Source organism: Rhodococcus sp. ZPP (assembly GCF_017656075.1).
GTDB classification, from domain to species: Bacteria; Actinomycetota; Actinomycetes; order Mycobacteriales; family Mycobacteriaceae; genus Rhodococcus_F; species Rhodococcus_F oxybenzonivorans.
This window is the reverse complement of record NZ_CP058638.1, coordinates 6,411,779-6,426,971: the sequence shown is the minus strand read 5'-3', so window position 1 is coordinate 6,426,971 and position 15,193 is coordinate 6,411,779. Positions and strand designations below refer to the sequence as shown.

At 66.2% G+C, this 15,193-nt stretch carries 16 protein-coding genes; 5 read left to right on the top strand and 11 right to left on the bottom strand.

Annotated features, from left to right (window positions below):
- Positions 1-29: 29 nt before the first annotated feature.
- The 3 genes from HYG77_RS29650 to HYG77_RS29640 are packed head-to-tail and all read right to left on the bottom strand — an operon-like array spanning position 30 to position 2,517.
- Positions 30-878 carry a TrmH family RNA methyltransferase gene (locus HYG77_RS29650; RefSeq protein ID WP_208961380.1) on the bottom strand — a complete coding sequence of 283 codons (849 nt, stop codon included), beginning with the start codon at positions 876-878 and terminating at the stop codon, positions 30-32.
- Positions 875-1,804, bottom strand: a complete 930-nt coding sequence (miaA, locus tag HYG77_RS29645; protein WP_208961379.1) for a tRNA (adenosine(37)-N6)-dimethylallyltransferase MiaA — start codon at positions 1,802-1,804, stop codon at positions 875-877. Before miaA ends, HYG77_RS29650 begins: the two co-directional genes overlap by 4 nt.
- Entirely contained in the window at positions 1,801-2,517 is a 717-nt protein-coding gene (locus tag HYG77_RS29640) for a class III extradiol dioxygenase subunit B-like domain-containing protein (protein ID WP_208961378.1), read from the bottom strand. The genes miaA and HYG77_RS29640 overlap by 4 nt, the downstream gene beginning before the upstream one ends.
- Before the next feature lie 202 nt (positions 2,518-2,719).
- Here HYG77_RS29640 and HYG77_RS29635 point away from each other — a divergent pair, with 202 nt between their 5' ends.
- Positions 2,720-4,102 carry a DUF349 domain-containing protein gene (locus tag HYG77_RS29635; RefSeq protein ID WP_208961377.1) on the top strand — a complete coding sequence of 461 codons (1,383 nt, stop codon included), beginning with the start codon at positions 2,720-2,722 and terminating at the stop codon, positions 4,100-4,102.
- Positions 4,103-4,120: 18 nt separating this feature from the next.
- Here the strand turns inward: HYG77_RS29635 and HYG77_RS29630 are convergent, their stop codons facing one another.
- Together HYG77_RS29630 and miaB are read right to left on the bottom strand one after the other, a co-directional pair.
- Positions 4,121-4,726: a hypothetical protein gene (locus tag HYG77_RS29630; RefSeq protein WP_109330749.1), complete on the bottom strand. Its 606-nt coding sequence runs from the start codon at positions 4,724-4,726 to the stop codon at positions 4,121-4,123.
- A complete protein-coding gene (gene miaB, locus HYG77_RS29625) occupies positions 4,723-6,240 on the bottom strand; it encodes a tRNA (N6-isopentenyl adenosine(37)-C2)-methylthiotransferase MiaB (protein ID WP_208961376.1) in 1,518 nt (505 codons plus the stop codon). Before miaB ends, HYG77_RS29630 begins: the two co-directional genes overlap by 4 nt.
- A gap of 208 nt (positions 6,241-6,448) precedes the next feature.
- On the opposite strand from miaB, the gene HYG77_RS29620 reads away from it, so the two are divergent.
- The 4 genes from HYG77_RS29620 to HYG77_RS29605 all read left to right on the top strand — a co-directional run bounded on the left by HYG77_RS29620 (position 6,449) and on the right by HYG77_RS29605 (position 9,767).
- A complete protein-coding gene (locus tag HYG77_RS29620; RefSeq protein WP_109335165.1) occupies positions 6,449-7,177 on the top strand; it encodes an amino acid ABC transporter ATP-binding protein in 729 nt (242 codons plus the stop codon).
- Between the two features lie 88 nt (positions 7,178-7,265).
- Entirely contained in the window at positions 7,266-8,099 is an 834-nt protein-coding gene (locus tag HYG77_RS29615) for a glutamate ABC transporter substrate-binding protein (protein ID WP_109330753.1), read from the top strand.
- An 88-nt stretch (positions 8,100-8,187) separates the two neighbouring features.
- Complete coding sequence (locus HYG77_RS29610; RefSeq protein ID WP_109330755.1) at positions 8,188-8,868, top strand: amino acid ABC transporter permease; 681 nt, start codon at positions 8,188-8,190, stop codon at positions 8,866-8,868.
- Positions 8,865-9,767 (top strand): amino acid ABC transporter permease, encoded by a 903-nt coding sequence (locus HYG77_RS29605; protein WP_109330757.1) that lies wholly within the window; start codon positions 8,865-8,867, stop codon positions 9,765-9,767. Before HYG77_RS29610 ends, HYG77_RS29605 begins: the two co-directional genes overlap by 4 nt.
- Before the next feature lie 61 nt (positions 9,768-9,828).
- On the opposite strand, the gene recX is transcribed toward HYG77_RS29605, so the two are convergent.
- The 6 genes from recX to HYG77_RS29575 all read right to left on the bottom strand — a co-directional run bounded on the left by recX (position 9,829) and on the right by HYG77_RS29575 (position 15,180).
- Entirely contained in the window at positions 9,829-10,344 is a 516-nt protein-coding gene (gene recX, locus HYG77_RS29600) for a recombination regulator RecX (protein ID WP_230989875.1), read from the bottom strand.
- 10 nt (positions 10,345-10,354) lie between these two features.
- On the bottom strand, positions 10,355-11,398 hold the full coding sequence (gene recA / locus HYG77_RS29595) for a recombinase RecA (protein WP_109330760.1): 1,044 nt from the start codon (positions 11,396-11,398) through the stop codon (positions 10,355-10,357).
- A gap of 224 nt (positions 11,399-11,622) precedes the next feature.
- Complete coding sequence (locus tag HYG77_RS29590; RefSeq protein ID WP_109330762.1) at positions 11,623-11,817, bottom strand: DUF3046 domain-containing protein; 195 nt, start codon at positions 11,815-11,817, stop codon at positions 11,623-11,625.
- A 35-nt stretch (positions 11,818-11,852) separates the two neighbouring features.
- Positions 11,853-13,001, bottom strand: a complete 1,149-nt coding sequence (locus tag HYG77_RS29585) for a nucleotide disphospho-sugar-binding domain-containing protein (protein ID WP_208961375.1) — start codon at positions 12,999-13,001, stop codon at positions 11,853-11,855.
- Between the two features lie 26 nt (positions 13,002-13,027).
- Positions 13,028-14,560: a glycerol-3-phosphate dehydrogenase/oxidase gene (locus HYG77_RS29580; protein WP_244373308.1), complete on the bottom strand. Its 1,533-nt coding sequence runs from the start codon at positions 14,558-14,560 to the stop codon at positions 13,028-13,030.
- Positions 14,557-15,180 carry a TetR/AcrR family transcriptional regulator gene (locus tag HYG77_RS29575; RefSeq protein WP_109330764.1) on the bottom strand — a complete coding sequence of 208 codons (624 nt, stop codon included), beginning with the start codon at positions 15,178-15,180 and terminating at the stop codon, positions 14,557-14,559. The genes HYG77_RS29580 and HYG77_RS29575 overlap by 4 nt, the downstream gene beginning before the upstream one ends.
- Positions 15,181-15,193: the final 13 nt, after the last annotated feature.

The window sequence follows — 15,193 nt, the reverse complement described above, 5'->3', positions numbered from 1 at the left end:
CCACCCGGACCGCGCTTGTCCGCGGCCGCTCATCGTCGCTGCCGGGCGATCTCATAGAGGGCAACGGCACCGGCCGAAGGTGCACCGAGCGAACTGGCGGCGCCGCCGATGGGAATGTTGACCACGGTGTCGCAGGCCGCTCGCCACGCGGCGCTCATGCCACGAGTCTCGTTGCCGATCACCAGAACCGTGCCTCCGGTGAAGTCGTGGGCGTCGATCGTGACGGAACCTGTCTCGTCCGTTCCCACGATGTGCAGATCGGTGCCGGCCGCTCGACGTGTGTCCCGGAAGGCGAGGACGTCGTCGACGGAGGACACGGTGACGACCGGCATCGCAAAGAGCGAACCGGTGGAGGCGCGCACGCTCTGCGGGTCGAACGGGTCGGCGCCGTGGCCCACCACGATTACCGCGTCGGCACCGAATGCGTTGGCGGACCGGACAAGAGTGCCGAGGTTGCCCGGCGAGCTCGGCCGGTCGAAGACCACGATCAACGGACTCGCCTGCAGCTCCAGATCTTTCAGTCGCGGTGCGCGGATCTTCGCCACGGCGATCAGTTCCGGGGCGGTGTCGGCCTTCTCGCCCAACTCCCCCATCAGTTCGGCACTGACACCGATCTGTTCGATCGACCGGGCGCCGCGTACGTCGCGGGCCCACTCCGACAGGGGTGGGCCGTCGATGCGGTACAGCAGCGATTCGATCGGCCACTCGTAGTCGAGCGCCAGCGTGAGGGGGCGCACACCCTGAATCAGGAAGCGGCCCGCTTTCGAGCGTTTGCTGCGGTTGGTGAGGTAGGACTGCCACTGCTGGAAGCGGGCATTGCGGGCGGTGACCAGGAGATTCGAGGTCGGGCGGTTCCGTCCGGACGGCGTGCGGCTCATCGTTCTCCCGGTGTCGGCGGTTGTTGCAGCATTCGGACGGTCGTGTCGGCGAGGTGTGGATCGCTGCCGTCGACCCAGCGGATACGCGTGTCCCGGCGGAACCACGACCGCTGACGGCGCACATAGCGACGAGTCCCGATGAACGTGCGCTCCCGGGCCTCGTCCAAGTCGTACTTCCCGTCGATCCACGCGAGTACCTGTGCGTAGCCGATGGCGCGCGGCGCGGTCACCCCTTCCCGCAGGCCCACGTCGATCAGACCGCGCACCTCCTCCACGAGACCGCGATCGAACATCAGCTCGGTCCGGAGTCCGATGCGTTGATCGAGTTCCGCGGTGTCCCGGTCGACACCGACAATTCTTGTGCCCCAGCGTGGTTCACCGATGCGGGGCGCAGACGCCGCGAACGGCCGACCGGTAATTTCGACGACCTCGAGGGCCCGCACCAGACGTCTGCCGTCGGTCGGAAGGATGGATGCGGCGGCATCAGGATCCACCCTGCTCAGCTCCGCATGTACTGCGGCGACACCGTGCTCGGCGAGGACGGCTTCCCACCGGGCGCGCACCGAAGGGTCGGTGGCCGGAAAGCTCCACTCGTCGAGCAGGGACTGCACATACATCATCGATCCGCCGACGACGATGGGGACGGCGCCGCGCGCCGCGATCGCCTCCACGTCACGGACCGCAGCCCGTTGGTAGTTCGCCACCGTGGCGGTCTCGGTCACGTCGAGCACGTCGAGTTGGTGGTGCACGATGCCGCGTCGCTCGTGGGGTGCCAGTTTCGCGGTCCCGATGTCCATGCCGCGATAGAGCTGCATCGCGTCGATGTTGACGATCTCCCCGCCCCACCGTTCGGCAAGGTCGAGGGCAAGCTCCGATTTCCCGGTGGCCGTGGGCCCGACGACCGCTACTGGAACCGGCGACGTCATGGACGCCACTCCCCCACGTGATACGCCACTCCATACGGCGCCGCGCTGTAGAGCGTCCGGCACGAGGAAGGGGGCGCGTCGAACACGCCGGCGAGCACCTGCCACGGAACCCGTCCACCGAGCCCCAGTTGGTTGCACAGCCCCGGTTCGAGGGCGAGAAGAGCGTCGCGGTCGCCCGACTCGAGCGCCGCATCGACTCGGGCCTGTACTCCCTCCGCTCGCGGGTCGAACGCACCGGGCGCCTTCGCGGTCAGGGTGTTGGCCCCGTCCGCGACAATCATGAGGCCGCGGGGCTCGTCGTCTCGGTCGAGGAACTCCCGCAGTGCCGCGCCGTACTCGGCGCACCGCTCGACCGGCAGGTCGGCGGCCAATATGCGGGCGTCGACCACCGCGTCCGGCGCCCAGGTTCCGCGTATCCATCCGGCTGTCAGTGCCGCAAGAGGTAGCTCCGGGTCCGGATTCTCGGCGTGTCCGGGCCGCAGCGTGACCCGGACGTCGACCCCGTAGCCCAGGTACGTGCCCTGCGCCTCGGAAGGTACATCGACGGTGGTGGCGCCCGCACCTACCGCAACCCACTCGGAGGAGAGCGCCGACAACGCCTTAACGGCCACCGCCACCGCGTCCCTCAACGATGCCGTCTCTGCTGCCGCCGCGCCCGCCAGTTCAGGGACCAGAAGCGGCGGTGAGGGCACGAGAATTGCGGCGGTGAACACACGCGTCACGCTAGTCGACCGCCCGAACGGACCCGACATCCGATTCGGCGCCTGCACTCGTTCGGTACCAACGGTGCCCGTCTGACCTGATTCAATAGTCCCCAGACCCCGTACCGGGTTCAATGGAACCAGCCCTGCCGGGTCGGTATGGAGCCGGTAATGCGTTCAGGCAGCCGTGACGCGCGGCAGAGATGAGGAAGCGATGACCGACAGTAGCGACGCACAGCCCGCCGTGGAGCCTGCCGCCGAGCAGCACGACACGCCGAAGCCGAGTGTCCCTAAACCGGGCGCCGCGAAACCGGGTGCACCCAAACCGGGCCCCACGCCGAAGCATGCACTCTCCGCCCCCGCCGTCGCAGCCCCGCCCGGGAGCGACCCCAGCAAGTTCGGCCGGGTGGACGACGACGGCACCGCGTGGGTCAAGACCGCCGACGGTGAACGGCAGATCGGTTCGTGGCAGGCCGGTGACGCTGCCGAGGGGCTGGCCCATTTCGGTCGGCGATTCGACGACCTCGCCACCGAGGTGGCCCTCCTCGAGGCCCGGCTCAACTCCGGAGCCGGAGACGCGAAGAAGACCAAGGCCGCGGCGATCGCCCTCGCCGAGTCGTTGCCGACCGCAGCGGTGATCGGTGACATCGAATCGCTCGCTGCCCGACTCGATGCCGTCATCGCCGGCTCGGACGAAGCCGCCGCGCACGCGAAACACGAGAAGGAAAAGTCGCGGCAGGCACATACCGAACGCAAGGAGGAGCTGGCCGCCGAGGCCGAGCGGATCGGCGCGGAATCCACGCAGTGGAAGGCCGCGGGCGATCGCCTCCGCGAAATCCTGGAAGAGTGGAAAACCATTCGCGGAATCGACCGGAAGGTCGACGATGCGCTGTGGAAGCGTTACTCCAAGGCGCGCGAGGCATTCAACCGACGCCGCGGCGCGCACTTCGCCGAACTCGATCGCGAACGTGCGGCGGCGAAGACGAAGAAGGAAGAGCTCGTCGCCCGCGCCGAAGCCCTTGCCGACTCCACCGATTGGGGACCCACCGCCGGGGCGTTCCGTGATCTCCTCGCCGAATGGAAGGCCGCCGGCCGCGCTCCTCGCGAAGCCGATGACGCACTGTGGAAGCGGTTCAAGGGCGCTCAGGACATGTTCTTCGCCGCGCGCAACGCCGCATCCTCCGAACGCGACGCCGAGTTCGAGGAGAATGCGGTCGCGAAGGAGGAGCTGCTGAAGTCCGCCGGACACATCGATCCCACCAAGGACATCGACGCTGCCCGAGCCGCACTACGCGACTTGCAGGAGAAGTGGGATGCCATCGGCAAGGTGCCCCGCGAGCGGATGCACGACCTCGAGGGCAAGTTGCGGGCCATCGAGAAGCGCGTGCGCGACGCCGCCGACGAACAGTGGCGACGCACCGATCCGGAGGCTCTCGCCCGGGCAGCGCAGTTCCGCGAACGCGTCAGCCAGTTCGAGGAACAGGCCGCCAAGGCGACCGCGGCCGGTAAGACCAAGGACGCCGAAAGCGCACTCGCTCAGGCGCAGCAGTGGCGTGAATGGGCCGAGGCCGCGGAGGGCGCCGTCAGCGGACAGTAAGTCCCGAGAACGGCGTCGTCAGACGTTCCAGTCGCCGCGTCGCTCCGCTTCGGCGGCAGCGGCGCGGCGTTCCTCTTCTGCGGCCAGCTGCAACGCCGTCCTGCTCCACACGACTTTCAGCCAGTGGAAGGTCAGTACGATCACGGTCAGCCAGCCGATGATCAGGCCGATACCCGGACCCGCCGCCTCGACACCCGGCGCCGGAGTCTGGCGGGTCCAGATGGCGAGCATCCCGAAGACGATCGACACGGCCGTTCCCGCGAGCGCAACCCAGGCCAGTGCCCAACGGCGCGTGATCAGCGCCAGCATCGACGCGACGACGCCGAACACCACTTCGAACCAGACGAACAGTCGCGACGGCAAAGTGATGACTTCTGCGCGGGCATCGTCCCCGTAGACCAACACCTCCCAGCCGTTCGCGACACCGGAATGCGGCAAGGTCAGGGACCCCAGCAGAATCACGACAGCGATCGCGACGACCAGCGCCCGCACTCCCGGGTCGATCTCACCGGCGACCTTCTTCTCGGCCGCGTCGAAATCTTTCAGATAGCTCTCGATCGGATCGCTCCCGCCGCTCGGACCGTTGTCCCCGCTGGTGCGATCGTCGTCGTGCGAGGAGGTCATGCGCTGCATCCCATCTGAGCGGGTAGTGGTGCCGGTGCACCGATCTGCGGGAGTCCGAGCCCGACACCGATAGGCGGAGTCTTGGGCGTGACGCCCTTCTCGAAGGAGTCACCGGCGCGGGTGCGACGGTGGGTGAGGACCGGGGTGTCGGCGACCAGGTGGTGCGGGGCCGCCGCGCTCACCACCAGGGTGACGACATCGCCGGGCCGGATGTTGCCGTCGATGTTGCCCTCGGGACGGAAATGGACGAGCCTGCCGTCGCGGGCGCGTCCGCTCATCCGCAGCGTTTCCGCGTTCTTGCGACCCTCACCGGCAGCGACGAGGAGTTCCACCTCGGCACCGACCAGCTTCCGATTCTCCTCGAGCGTGATCTCCTCCTGAAGCGCAATGAGACGCTCGTACCGTTCCTGAACAAGAGCTTTGGGGAGCTGACCCTCCATGTCGGCGGCGGGCGTGCCCGGACGCTTGGAGTACTGGAAGGTGAAGGCACTGGTGAACCGGGCCTGCCGGACGACGTCGAGTGTGCCTTGAAAGTCTTCCTCGGTCTCACCGGGGAAACCGACGATGATGTCGGTGGTGATCGCCGCGTGCGGCATCGCAGTGCGGACCTTCTCGATGATGCCCAGAAACCGCGTCGTCCGGTACGAACGCCGCATCGCCTTCAGCACGCGGTCGGAGCCGGACTGCAGCGGCATGTGCAGTTGCGGGCAGACCGCCGGAGTTTCCGCCATGGCCTCGATGACGTCGTCGGTGAATTCGGCCGGGTGCGGCGACGTGAACCGGATCCGCTCGAGTCCGTCGATCTCGCCGCATGCGCGCAGCAGTGAGGCGAACGCCCCCCGATCGCGCGGCTGCTCCGGGTCGGCGAAGGACACGCCATAGGCGTTGACGTTCTGGCCGAGGAGGGTCACTTCGAGGACGCCCTCGTTCACGAGAGCCTGAACCTCGGCGAGAATGTCGCCGGGCCTGCGGTCGACTTCCTTGCCACGAAGGGCGGGCACGATGCAGAACGTGCAGGTGTTGTTGCAGCCCACCGAGATGGACACCCACCCGGCATACGCCGACTCTCGCTTCGCGGGCAGCGTGGACGGGAACGCCTCGAGGGCGTCGAGGATCTCGACCTCGGCTCGCTGGTTGTGACGCGCCCGGTCCAGCAGCGCAGGCAGCGACCCGATGTTGTGGGTTCCGAACACGACGTCCACCCACGGCGCCTTCTTCACGACGACATCGCGGTCCTTCTGGGCCAGGCAACCACCGACCGCGATCTGCATGTCGGGGTTCTTCTCCTTCGCAGGCGCGAGATGACTCAGATTGCCGTACAGCTTGTTGTCGGCGTTCTCGCGCACCGCGCACGTGTTGAACACCACGAGGTCGGGCGTCTGCCCGGTGGCCGCCTTGGTGTACCCGGCGTCCTCGAGCAGACCCGACAGGCGCTCGGAGTCGTGCACGTTCATCTGGCAGCCGTAGGTGCGCACCTCGTAGCTGCGCTGAGAGTTCTGGTCGATCGTGTCCACGTTCCCAGGGTACGGGCCTCGACAAATCGCCTCGTCGGGGCCGCTGTGCACCACGACACCCCGTCGGCACCCGGCAGTAAAGTTTCCGTGACATCCCGAGGATTCTCGGAGTAAATGTCGAGACTGCCGCTTCCACCACATAGGGTCTTCGACTATGACGCAAGCCGACGACGCGACGCCGACACCCCCGACGGGTGCGGCCACGTCCATGATCTCGATGCAATCGGTGAACAAGCACTTCGGCGCCCTCCATGTTCTTCAGGACATCGACCTCGAAGTTCCGCGCGGGCAGGTCGTGATCGTCCTCGGACCCTCAGGTTCCGGGAAGTCGACGCTCTGCCGCACCATCAACCGCCTGGAGCCGATCGACTCCGGGGTCATCGCAGTGGACGGCAAGGTCCTGCCCGCCGAGGGCAAGGCTCTGGCAGCGCTCCGCGCCGACGTGGGCATGGTGTTCCAATCCTTCAACCTGTTCGCCCACAAGACAATTCTCGAGAACGTGATGCTCGCTCCGATGAAGGTCCGGAAGAAGAGCACCGCGGATGCGAAGGCCACCGCTCGCCAACTGCTCGAACGGGTCGGTATTGCGAATCAGGCGGACAAGTACCCCGCTCAGCTGTCGGGTGGACAGCAGCAGCGCGTAGCGATAGCGCGTGCCCTCGCCATGAATCCGAAGGTGATGCTGTTCGACGAGCCCACCTCCGCACTCGACCCCGAAATGGTCAACGAGGTCCTCGACGTCATGACCTCGCTCGCCAAGGAAGGCATGACGATGCTCGTGGTCACCCACGAGATGGGGTTCGCCCGCAAGGCCGGTGATCGCGTCCTGTTCATGGCCGACGGCCAGATCGTCGAAGACTCCGATCCCAGCACCTTCTTCACCGCTCCCGAATCGGAGCGCGCGAAGGACTTTCTCGGCAAGATTCTCAGCCACTGATCCAGTCGAGGGCCGCGGGCGGTCATCCGCTCGCGGGCTTCGGTGGACTGCCCTGTCTCAACCCGTTATTTCTATGGAGAGGAACTCGATGAGGATCAATCGCGCGATTCGTTGGGGAATCGGCGTCATGGCGGTCGCCGTCGTCGCGTCCGGCTGCGGCGGAGGTGAGGAGAAGAGCGCTTCCCAGAGTGCATCCGAGGGCAAGTTGACCGTGGGCATCAAGTTCGACCAGCCCGGTCTCGGACAGCGGAACCCCGACGGAAGCTTCAGCGGCTTCGACGTCGAGGTGGCCGAATACGTGGCCGGCAAGCTTGGCGTCGCACCCGAGAACATCGAGTTCAAGGAGTCGCCGTCCGCACAGCGCGAGACCCTTATCCAGAACGGTGAGGTCGACTACATCGTCGCCACCTACTCGATCACGGACGCCCGCAAGGAAAAGGTCGACTTTGCGGGACCATACTTCATTGCCGGACAGTCACTTCTGGTGAAGTCGGAGAACACCGACATCACGGGCCCCGATTCGCTGCGTGGTGGAAAGAAGCTGTGCTCGGTCACCGGTTCCACTCCCGCGCAGAAGGTCAAGGACCAGTACGCCCAGGATGTGCAGCTGCAGGAGTTCGACACCTACTCCGCCTGTGTCGAGGCCCTGCGTAACGGCGCGGTCGACGCCGTGACCACCGACGACATCATCCTGGCCGGTTACGCCGCCCAGTACCCGGGTGAGCTGAAGGTGGTCGGTGAACCCTTCACCGAGGAGCGGTACGGGATCGGCCTCGCCAAGGGCGACGACGAAACCCGCGGCAAGATCAACGACGCCATCGACGCGATGATCGCGGACGGTTCGTGGCAGACCGCATTCAACGACACCGTCGGAGCTTCCGGCTACCCGCTGCCTGCACCGCCGACCGTCGATCGTTACTGAGTATTTTCTCTCCGTGTCGGACGGCCTCGCTTCGGCGGGCCGTCCGACACGGTTCGACTCCAACCACCGGGATCTCGGGAGACGGTAAGTGGACCTACTGAGCAAGTACAGCGATCAGCTGATCGACGCCTTCTGGACGACGGTGCAACTCACCGCCTTCTCGGCCATCGGCGCGCTGATACTCGGCACCATCCTCGCCGCGATGCGGGTGTCGCCGATTCCCGTCGCACGCGGCGTCGGCGCCGCGTACGTGACAATCTTCCGGAACACTCCCCTGACGCTCATCATCATCTTCTGTTCGTTCGGGCTCTTTCAGACGATGGGCGTCACTCTCGCCCCCGAACAGTCACCGACCTTCTTCACCGAGAACAACTTTCGTCTCGCCGTTCTGGGTTTGAGCATCTACACCGCAGCCTTCGTCTGTGAGTCACTCCGGTCCGGTATCAACACCGTGCACGTCGGGCAGGCCGAGGCCGGACGATCACTCGGCCTCACGTTCTCCCAGAATCTGCGCCTGATCGTGCTGCCCCAGGCTTTCCGCGCCGTGACCGCGCCCCTGGGTAGCGTCCTCATCGCCTTGACCAAGAACACCACGATCGCCTCGGTGATCGGCGTCGCCGAGGCGTCACTTCTCATGAAGGAGATGATCGAGAACGAGGCCGCAATCTTCGTCGTCGGTGGCATCTTCGCCCTCGGATTCGTGGTTCTCACACTGCCAATGGGCCTTTTGTTCGGCTACCTGAGCAAGCGATTCGAGGTTGCACGATGAGCAATTCCGCCACTGTCCTCTACGACGCCCCCGGACCCCGCGCGCGGAACACCTACCGCTTGATCTCCGTGGCGGTGGCCGTCGTCCTCCTCGGCATCGGTTACCTCGTCTTCGCAGCGCTCGACGACAAGGGACAGCTGACGTCCGCGAAGTGGAATCCCTTCGTCGAGTCGACGTCGTGGACCACGTATCTGATTCCCGGCATCCGCGGAACGCTCGTGGCTGCAGCCGTGTCGATCGTGTTCGCGTTGATTCTCGGCGCGATTCTCGGTATCGGCCGACTGTCGGATCATCGGCCGATTCGGTGGATTGCCGGCGGGATCGTGGAACTTTTCCGTTCCATCCCGGTGCTGATCCTGATGATCTTCTCGTACCAGCTCTTCGCCGAATACGAGGTCTTCAAGTCGAAGTATCTGGCCCTCGCCGCCGTCATCGTGGGTCTCACTCTCTACAACGGTTCGGTGATCGCCGAAATCGTGCGCGCAGGGATCAAATCACTCCCCAAGGGGCAAAGTGAGGCGGCGATGGCCCTGGGTATGCGCAAAGGCCAGATCATGCGGACGATCCTTCTTCCGCAGGCCGTCACCGCGATGCTGCCGGCCATCATCTCGCAGATGGTGGTGGCTTTGAAGGACTCCGCCCTCGGTTACCTCATCGGGTACGTGGAGGTGGTGCGCTCGGGGCAGCAACTCGGCGCCTTCTACGGCAACTACCTGCCCGCGTTGATCGTCGTGGCCATCATCATGATTGCGCTCAACTCGACACTGACCGTGGTGGCGACCCGAGTGGAGAAGCGACTGCGTTCCGGCCGCAAGGGTGGAGCGATCCCCCCTGCGGACATCGGGGTCGTCCCTGCGGTCTCGGTTCCGGGACTGGACATTACCGACAAGAGACTGTGATGTGGAGCGGCAGGGCGGAACGCCGTCCCACCCTGCCGCTACTCCCGGAATGCTGCGGGGCTCACCCGTCGTCGAACATTCCGTCGGTGTCGTCGCCGAGGTGATCGAGCTGTTCTTTGACCACCTCGAATGCCATTCCCTGTGAAAAGCCCCGGCGGGCAAGCATCGACACGAGGCGTCGAACTGCCCGGTCGCGGTCGTCGACCGAAAGCGTCCGCAGCTTCTTCGCGACCAGTTCTGTGGCCCGTTCGCGTTCGTCTTCGCTGTCGATCTGTGCGAGCGCCTCGCTGGCGTGCTCCTGGCCGATGCCTTTGCGGCGCAATTCCATGGCAAGCGCCCGCTTGCCTTTGCCGGAGTAGGTGTGCCGCGACTGGACCCACTGCTGGGCGAAGTCGGCGTCATTGACCAATCCGACTTCGCTGAGGCGATCGAGTACACGTTCGGAGATATCGGCCGAGTAGCCCTTCTTCGCGAGCCGCTCGGACAGTTCCGCTCTGCTTCGGGCACGATCCGTGAGGAGACGCAGGCACAATTCCTTGGCCTGCGTCTCCGTCCCACCTTCGCCCGTCGGACGCACGGTCGCTTCCCTAGAAGTCGACCGGGGCAGCGTCGTCCGTCACAGCGGTCACGTCGGCCCCGATCCCAAGCTTTTCCTTGATCTTCTTCTCGATCTCGTCCCGGATGTCGGTGTTCTCCAGCAAGAACTTTCGGGCATTTTCTTTACCCTGCCCCAACTGGTCGCCTTCGTACGTGTACCAGGATCCGGACTTGCGGATGAACCCGTGCTCGACGCCCATGTCGATCAGCGAGCCTTCCTTGCTGATTCCGAGCCCGTAGAGGATGTCGAACTCTGCCTGCTTGAACGGCGGGGCCACCTTGTTCTTGACGACCTTGACGCGCGTGCGGTTACCGACCGCGTCCGTGCCGTCCTTGAGGGTCTCGATACGCCGAACATCCAGGCGCACCGAGGAGTAGAACTTCAGCGCTTTACCGCCCGTGGTCGTTTCGGGGGAACCGAACATGACGCCGATCTTCTCACGCAGCTGGTTGATGAAGATGGCGGTGGTGCCCGAATTGCTGAGCGCACCAGTCATCTTGCGCAGCGCCTGGCTCATCAGACGGGCCTGCAAACCCACGTGGCTGTCGCCCATTTCGCCTTCGATCTCGGCACGGGGGACGAGCGCCGCCACCGAGTCGATCACGAGAATGTCGAGGGCGCCGGAACGGATCAGCATGTCGGCGATTTCGAGTGCCTGCTCACCGGTGTCGGGCTGCGACACCAGCAGGGCATCGGTGTCGACACCGAGCTTCTGGGCATAGTCGGGATCGAGAGCGTGCTCGGCGTCGATGAACGCGGCGATGCCGCCGGCAGCCTGGGCATTGGCGACCGCATGCAGAGCGACCGTCGTCTTACCCGACGACTCCGGGCCGTAGATCTCGATGACTCGGCCACGGGGCAGGCCGCCGATGCCGAGGGCCACGTCCAACGCGATGGAACCGGTCGGGATGACAGCGATGGGCTGACGCACACCTTCGCCCAGGCGCATCACCGAGCCCTTGCCGAAGTTCTTGTCGATCTGCGCAAGCGCCAGGTCGAGCGCCTTGTCGCGATCGTGTGCTTGTGGTGCCATCGTCGGTCCCCATTCTCGAGTTCGTCTGTGCTCTGCGGTCAGGTTAGATCCAGGTACCGACAAGAACCGTGACCACCGAACATCTCCAGCATAGGGGAACGTGTGTTCGATTGTCGCGATCGGGGGTCCGACACGCCGCCCAGATTGCCGGCCGCCTGATCAGGCAGCGGTGCAGCTCATCTACGCCGCGGCGGTGCCGCTCATCTACGCCGCGGCGGTGCCGCTCATCTACGCTGCGGGGGGACGTCGAATTCGGCGCAGAGTTCTCGCCACACTTCCCGTGGTTCGCGGCCTTCCTCGATGGCTTCGGCGGCGGTTTTGCCACCGAGGCCGAGGAGGACGTGGTCGACGAGCAGTGCGTCGCCGCGCATCTGTCCGAACTCGTCGCGGACCAGTTGGTGAAATTCGGTCAGTCGCACGTTTCCACGCTAGCGGACGCGCGCGGCGAGGGTTGTCATCGCAGCGCTCCACGGCACACTTCGACGGGATCATCGACTTCGGCGATGGTTTTCGCGGCCCGTTGTGCCGCCTCGGCGAATGCCGCGTGGGACAGCACCTGTTCCACCGCGGCACGAAGAGCATTCGGGCTCGGTGGTCGAACGATGACGGCGCTCCCCTGCCGGACGGCACGGTTGGCCAGTTCCCATTGATCGCCGCCTCCGGGCACCACCACCACCGGGACTCCTGTAAGCAGCGCCTTTGCGAGCATCCCGTGGCCACCCCCGCAGACGACGACGTCGGCCTGCTGCAGCATGACATCCTGCCGTCCGAGCCCGGCGCGCGCCCAGGCCGGGACCGTCGTCGGCGCTCCCTCCAGAATCGAGGCGATCACCCGTACTCCGGCTCCCTCGAGTCCGCTGAGGGTGGTCTCGAGCATGCCTTCGGCGCCGGTGAAGGCGGTGGACGGCGCAACCATGACCAGCGGATCACTGCCCTCGGGGACCGGTAGCACGTCGTCGGTCGGTTCCCACAACAGCGGGCCGACCACATACGTCTCCGCAGGCCAATCGGGTCGCGGCACCTCGAGCGCAGGGAGGGTGGCGACAAGTCGGCGCACGGGCCCCGGGTCCTTGCTCGGCAGCCCGACACTGACGCGCGCCTGCGCACGCTGCCGCTCACCCTGCCGGATCGATCGTGCCGTCGCGGCCCGCATGAGCGTGTCGCGAATCCGGCCGCGGACACCGGTACCGGGAGCGAGACCACTACCTATCGGCGGCAATCCCTTCGACGGTGCGTAGAGCGGATGCGGTGACAGTTCGATCCAGGGGATTCCCAACCGCTCGGCGGCCATTCCACCGCCCGCGGTGAGGATGTCGGAGACCACCAGGTCAGGGTTCATCGCGCGCAGGTCGGGCAGGAGTTCGGTGGAGATGTGCGCGGCCCGTCCGTGGATGCGCGCACCTGCGTCGAGATCGTCGTCGATGGGCCGTGGTGCCAGGCCCCTCAGCATTTCGGTGGGCACTCCGGCTGCCCGTGCCGGCTCGATCCAGCGGGTGCCGGTGAACAGGACCGGTTCGTCGCCCGCCTCGATGAATGCCAGGCACAAGGCAAGGGCAGGAAAGGCATGTCCGGGATCCGGCCCGGCGACCACAGCGACTCGCACGAGCACAGGGTGTCACACGGCCGTCGTCACCGAGTCTCGAACGCCGATTCGGCAGCGCCCAGCGCCCGCGCCCGGTCGGCGGCGACGAGCCCGATCCGGGTACGCCGGTCGAGGAGATCATCCACGTCGAGCGCGCCCTCGTGCGAGACCCCGAAGTCGAGTTCGGCACGGCTGACGTCCAACCCGTCCGCAATCGGCGCCAGCATGGCCGGGTCGGCGGCGACGAGCGCGGCTTCGGTCCCGTAGCGGGCGATCAGCGACGGCGGCGCGGCCACGTTTTGCAGGGCGTCCGGGGAGGCCGCACCGACGAGCGGCAGTGCGCGAGTGCGGCAGGGACCCGCCTGCAGTCCTGCGAGCTCGACGACGGCGTCGACCGCGTCTTCCGCCATCTTGCGGTAGGTGGTCAGTTTGCCACCGACCACGCTGACGAGTCCCGTGCTGGAATGCAGGACCGCGTGGTTACGAGACAGGTCGGCCGTCGAGCCGTCGCCGGTGTGGAGGAGGGGGCGCAGACCAGCGAAGGTACCCAGAACATCGGAGCGTCCCAGCGGGTTCTCCAAAGCAGTGTTGACCGTGGCCAGCAGGAAGTCGATCTCCTCCTCGGACGCGGCCGGGATGTCGGGCACAGGCCCGGGTGCCGCCTCGTCCGTCAAACCCAGGTACACCCTTCCCAATTGGGCCGGCAACGCGAAGACGAAACGATTGGACGCCCCCGGGATCGGCACGGTCAGCGCGGCGGTGGGATTGCCGAGGCGGCCTGCGGACAACACGAGGTGCGTGCCACGACTCGGCCTGAGACTGATGTCGGGGTCGATCTCCCCCGACCAGACCCCCGCCGCGTTGATCACCGTGCGCGCCTCGATCACCATTTCCGACCCGGTCAACTCGTCACGCAGTGTGGCCGACGTGCCGGTCACCTTGTACGCGCCCGTCCGTGTGAGAATTTTCGCGCCGTGCATCGCCGCCGTACGGGCGAGACCGATCACGAGTCGGGCGTCGTCGACGAGCTGGCCGTCGAACGCGATGAGACCGCCTCGCAACCCCTGCCTGCGCACTGCTGGGGCGAGCTCGGCCACACGGTCGGGACGCACCGTCCGCGACCTCGGCAGGACGGTCGGCGACGTGTGTGCCCCGGCGCGCAAGATGTCGCCCGCGAGGAAACCCGCGCGAACCAGGGTCTTGCCGAACACGGTGGTGGAGTCGAGGACGGGAACCAGCTGCGGCAGTGCCCGGACGAGGTGCGGGGCCGTCCGGGTCATCAGAATCCCCCGTTCGATCGCACTTTCACGTGCGATACCGACGTTGCCCGACGCCAGGTAGCGCAATCCCCCGTGTACGAGCTTGGAACTCCACCTGCTGGTTCCGAACGCGAGGTCGCGTTTCTCGACGAGCACGACATTCAACCCCCGCGTCGCGGCATCGAGGGCCACACCGGCGCCGGTCACGCCGCCACCGATCACGAGTACGTCGATGCGCCCGTCGTCTGCCAGCTGGTGCAGTTCGCGCGTCCTGCGGTCGGCATGGAGCGCCGAGGAGTGAGACGCAATTCCGTCGGTCACCGAAGTCCTCCAGCGCTCTCGTGGTTCCGTGGTTCAAGATAGGCACCGATCGCCCGGCGCAGCTCTTCGGTAAGCGCATCGTCGGGTAGTTCCTCGGCGACCATTGCCGCTGACTGGACCGCGGACTGTGCGATGAGCAGCACCATGGTGGCGATGTGGCGACTGTCGCCGGCGCGCACGGAGTTCTGTCGCTGGCCGGCAACCACGGCGAGTGCCACCCGGTCGATGATCGCTTTCTGGCTGGTTCCCAGGCGCTCGAGGACATACGTCGTGAAGAGGTCCTGATCCGAGCGCAGAATCTTGACGAAAAGTGGATGATGTCGCACCGCCGCGGAGACGTCGACGACAGCGTCGACGAGTTGGTCGAAAACCGGCTCGGCGAGTGTGAATGCCGGGGTGAGGTCGGCGATCTCGCGCGTCATGAGGTCGGCGACCACCGCCCGGGTGTCCGCCCAACGGCGGTAGACCGTCGGTCGGCTGACCCCCGCCCGGCGTGCGACCTCGGCCAGGGTGGTTCTGCGCAACCCGAAGTCGAGGATGCAGGAACGTGCTGCGTCGAGAATGGCGTCGTCGACGCTCGGCGTGCTGTCGTCACGCGACAGAGGATTACGGATAGACATCGTGTGTAACACC

Bases quoted from the DNA above. Each gene is read 5' to 3' on its own strand.
- HYG77_RS29650 (WP_208961380.1), bottom strand. From the start codon at position 878: ATGAGCCGCACGCCGTCCGGACGGAACCGCCCGACCTCGAATCTCCTG.
- miaA (WP_208961379.1), bottom strand. From the start codon at position 1,804: ATGACGTCGCCGGTTCCAGTAGCGGTCGTCGGGCCCACGGCCACCGGG.
- HYG77_RS29635 (WP_208961377.1), top strand. From the start codon at position 2,720: ATGACCGACAGTAGCGACGCACAGCCCGCCGTGGAGCCTGCCGCCGAG.
- HYG77_RS29630 (WP_109330749.1), bottom strand. From the start codon at position 4,726: ATGACCTCCTCGCACGACGACGATCGCACCAGCGGGGACAACGGTCCG.
- HYG77_RS29620 (WP_109335165.1), top strand. From the start codon at position 6,449: ATGATCTCGATGCAATCGGTGAACAAGCACTTCGGCGCCCTCCATGTT.
- HYG77_RS29615 (WP_109330753.1), top strand. From the start codon at position 7,266: ATGAGGATCAATCGCGCGATTCGTTGGGGAATCGGCGTCATGGCGGTC.
- HYG77_RS29605 (WP_109330757.1), top strand. From the start codon at position 8,865: ATGAGCAATTCCGCCACTGTCCTCTACGACGCCCCCGGACCCCGCGCG.
- recA (WP_109330760.1), bottom strand. From the start codon at position 11,398: ATGGCACCACAAGCACACGATCGCGACAAGGCGCTCGACCTGGCGCTT.
- HYG77_RS29575 (WP_109330764.1), bottom strand. From the start codon at position 15,180: ATGTCTATCCGTAATCCTCTGTCGCGTGACGACAGCACGCCGAGCGTC.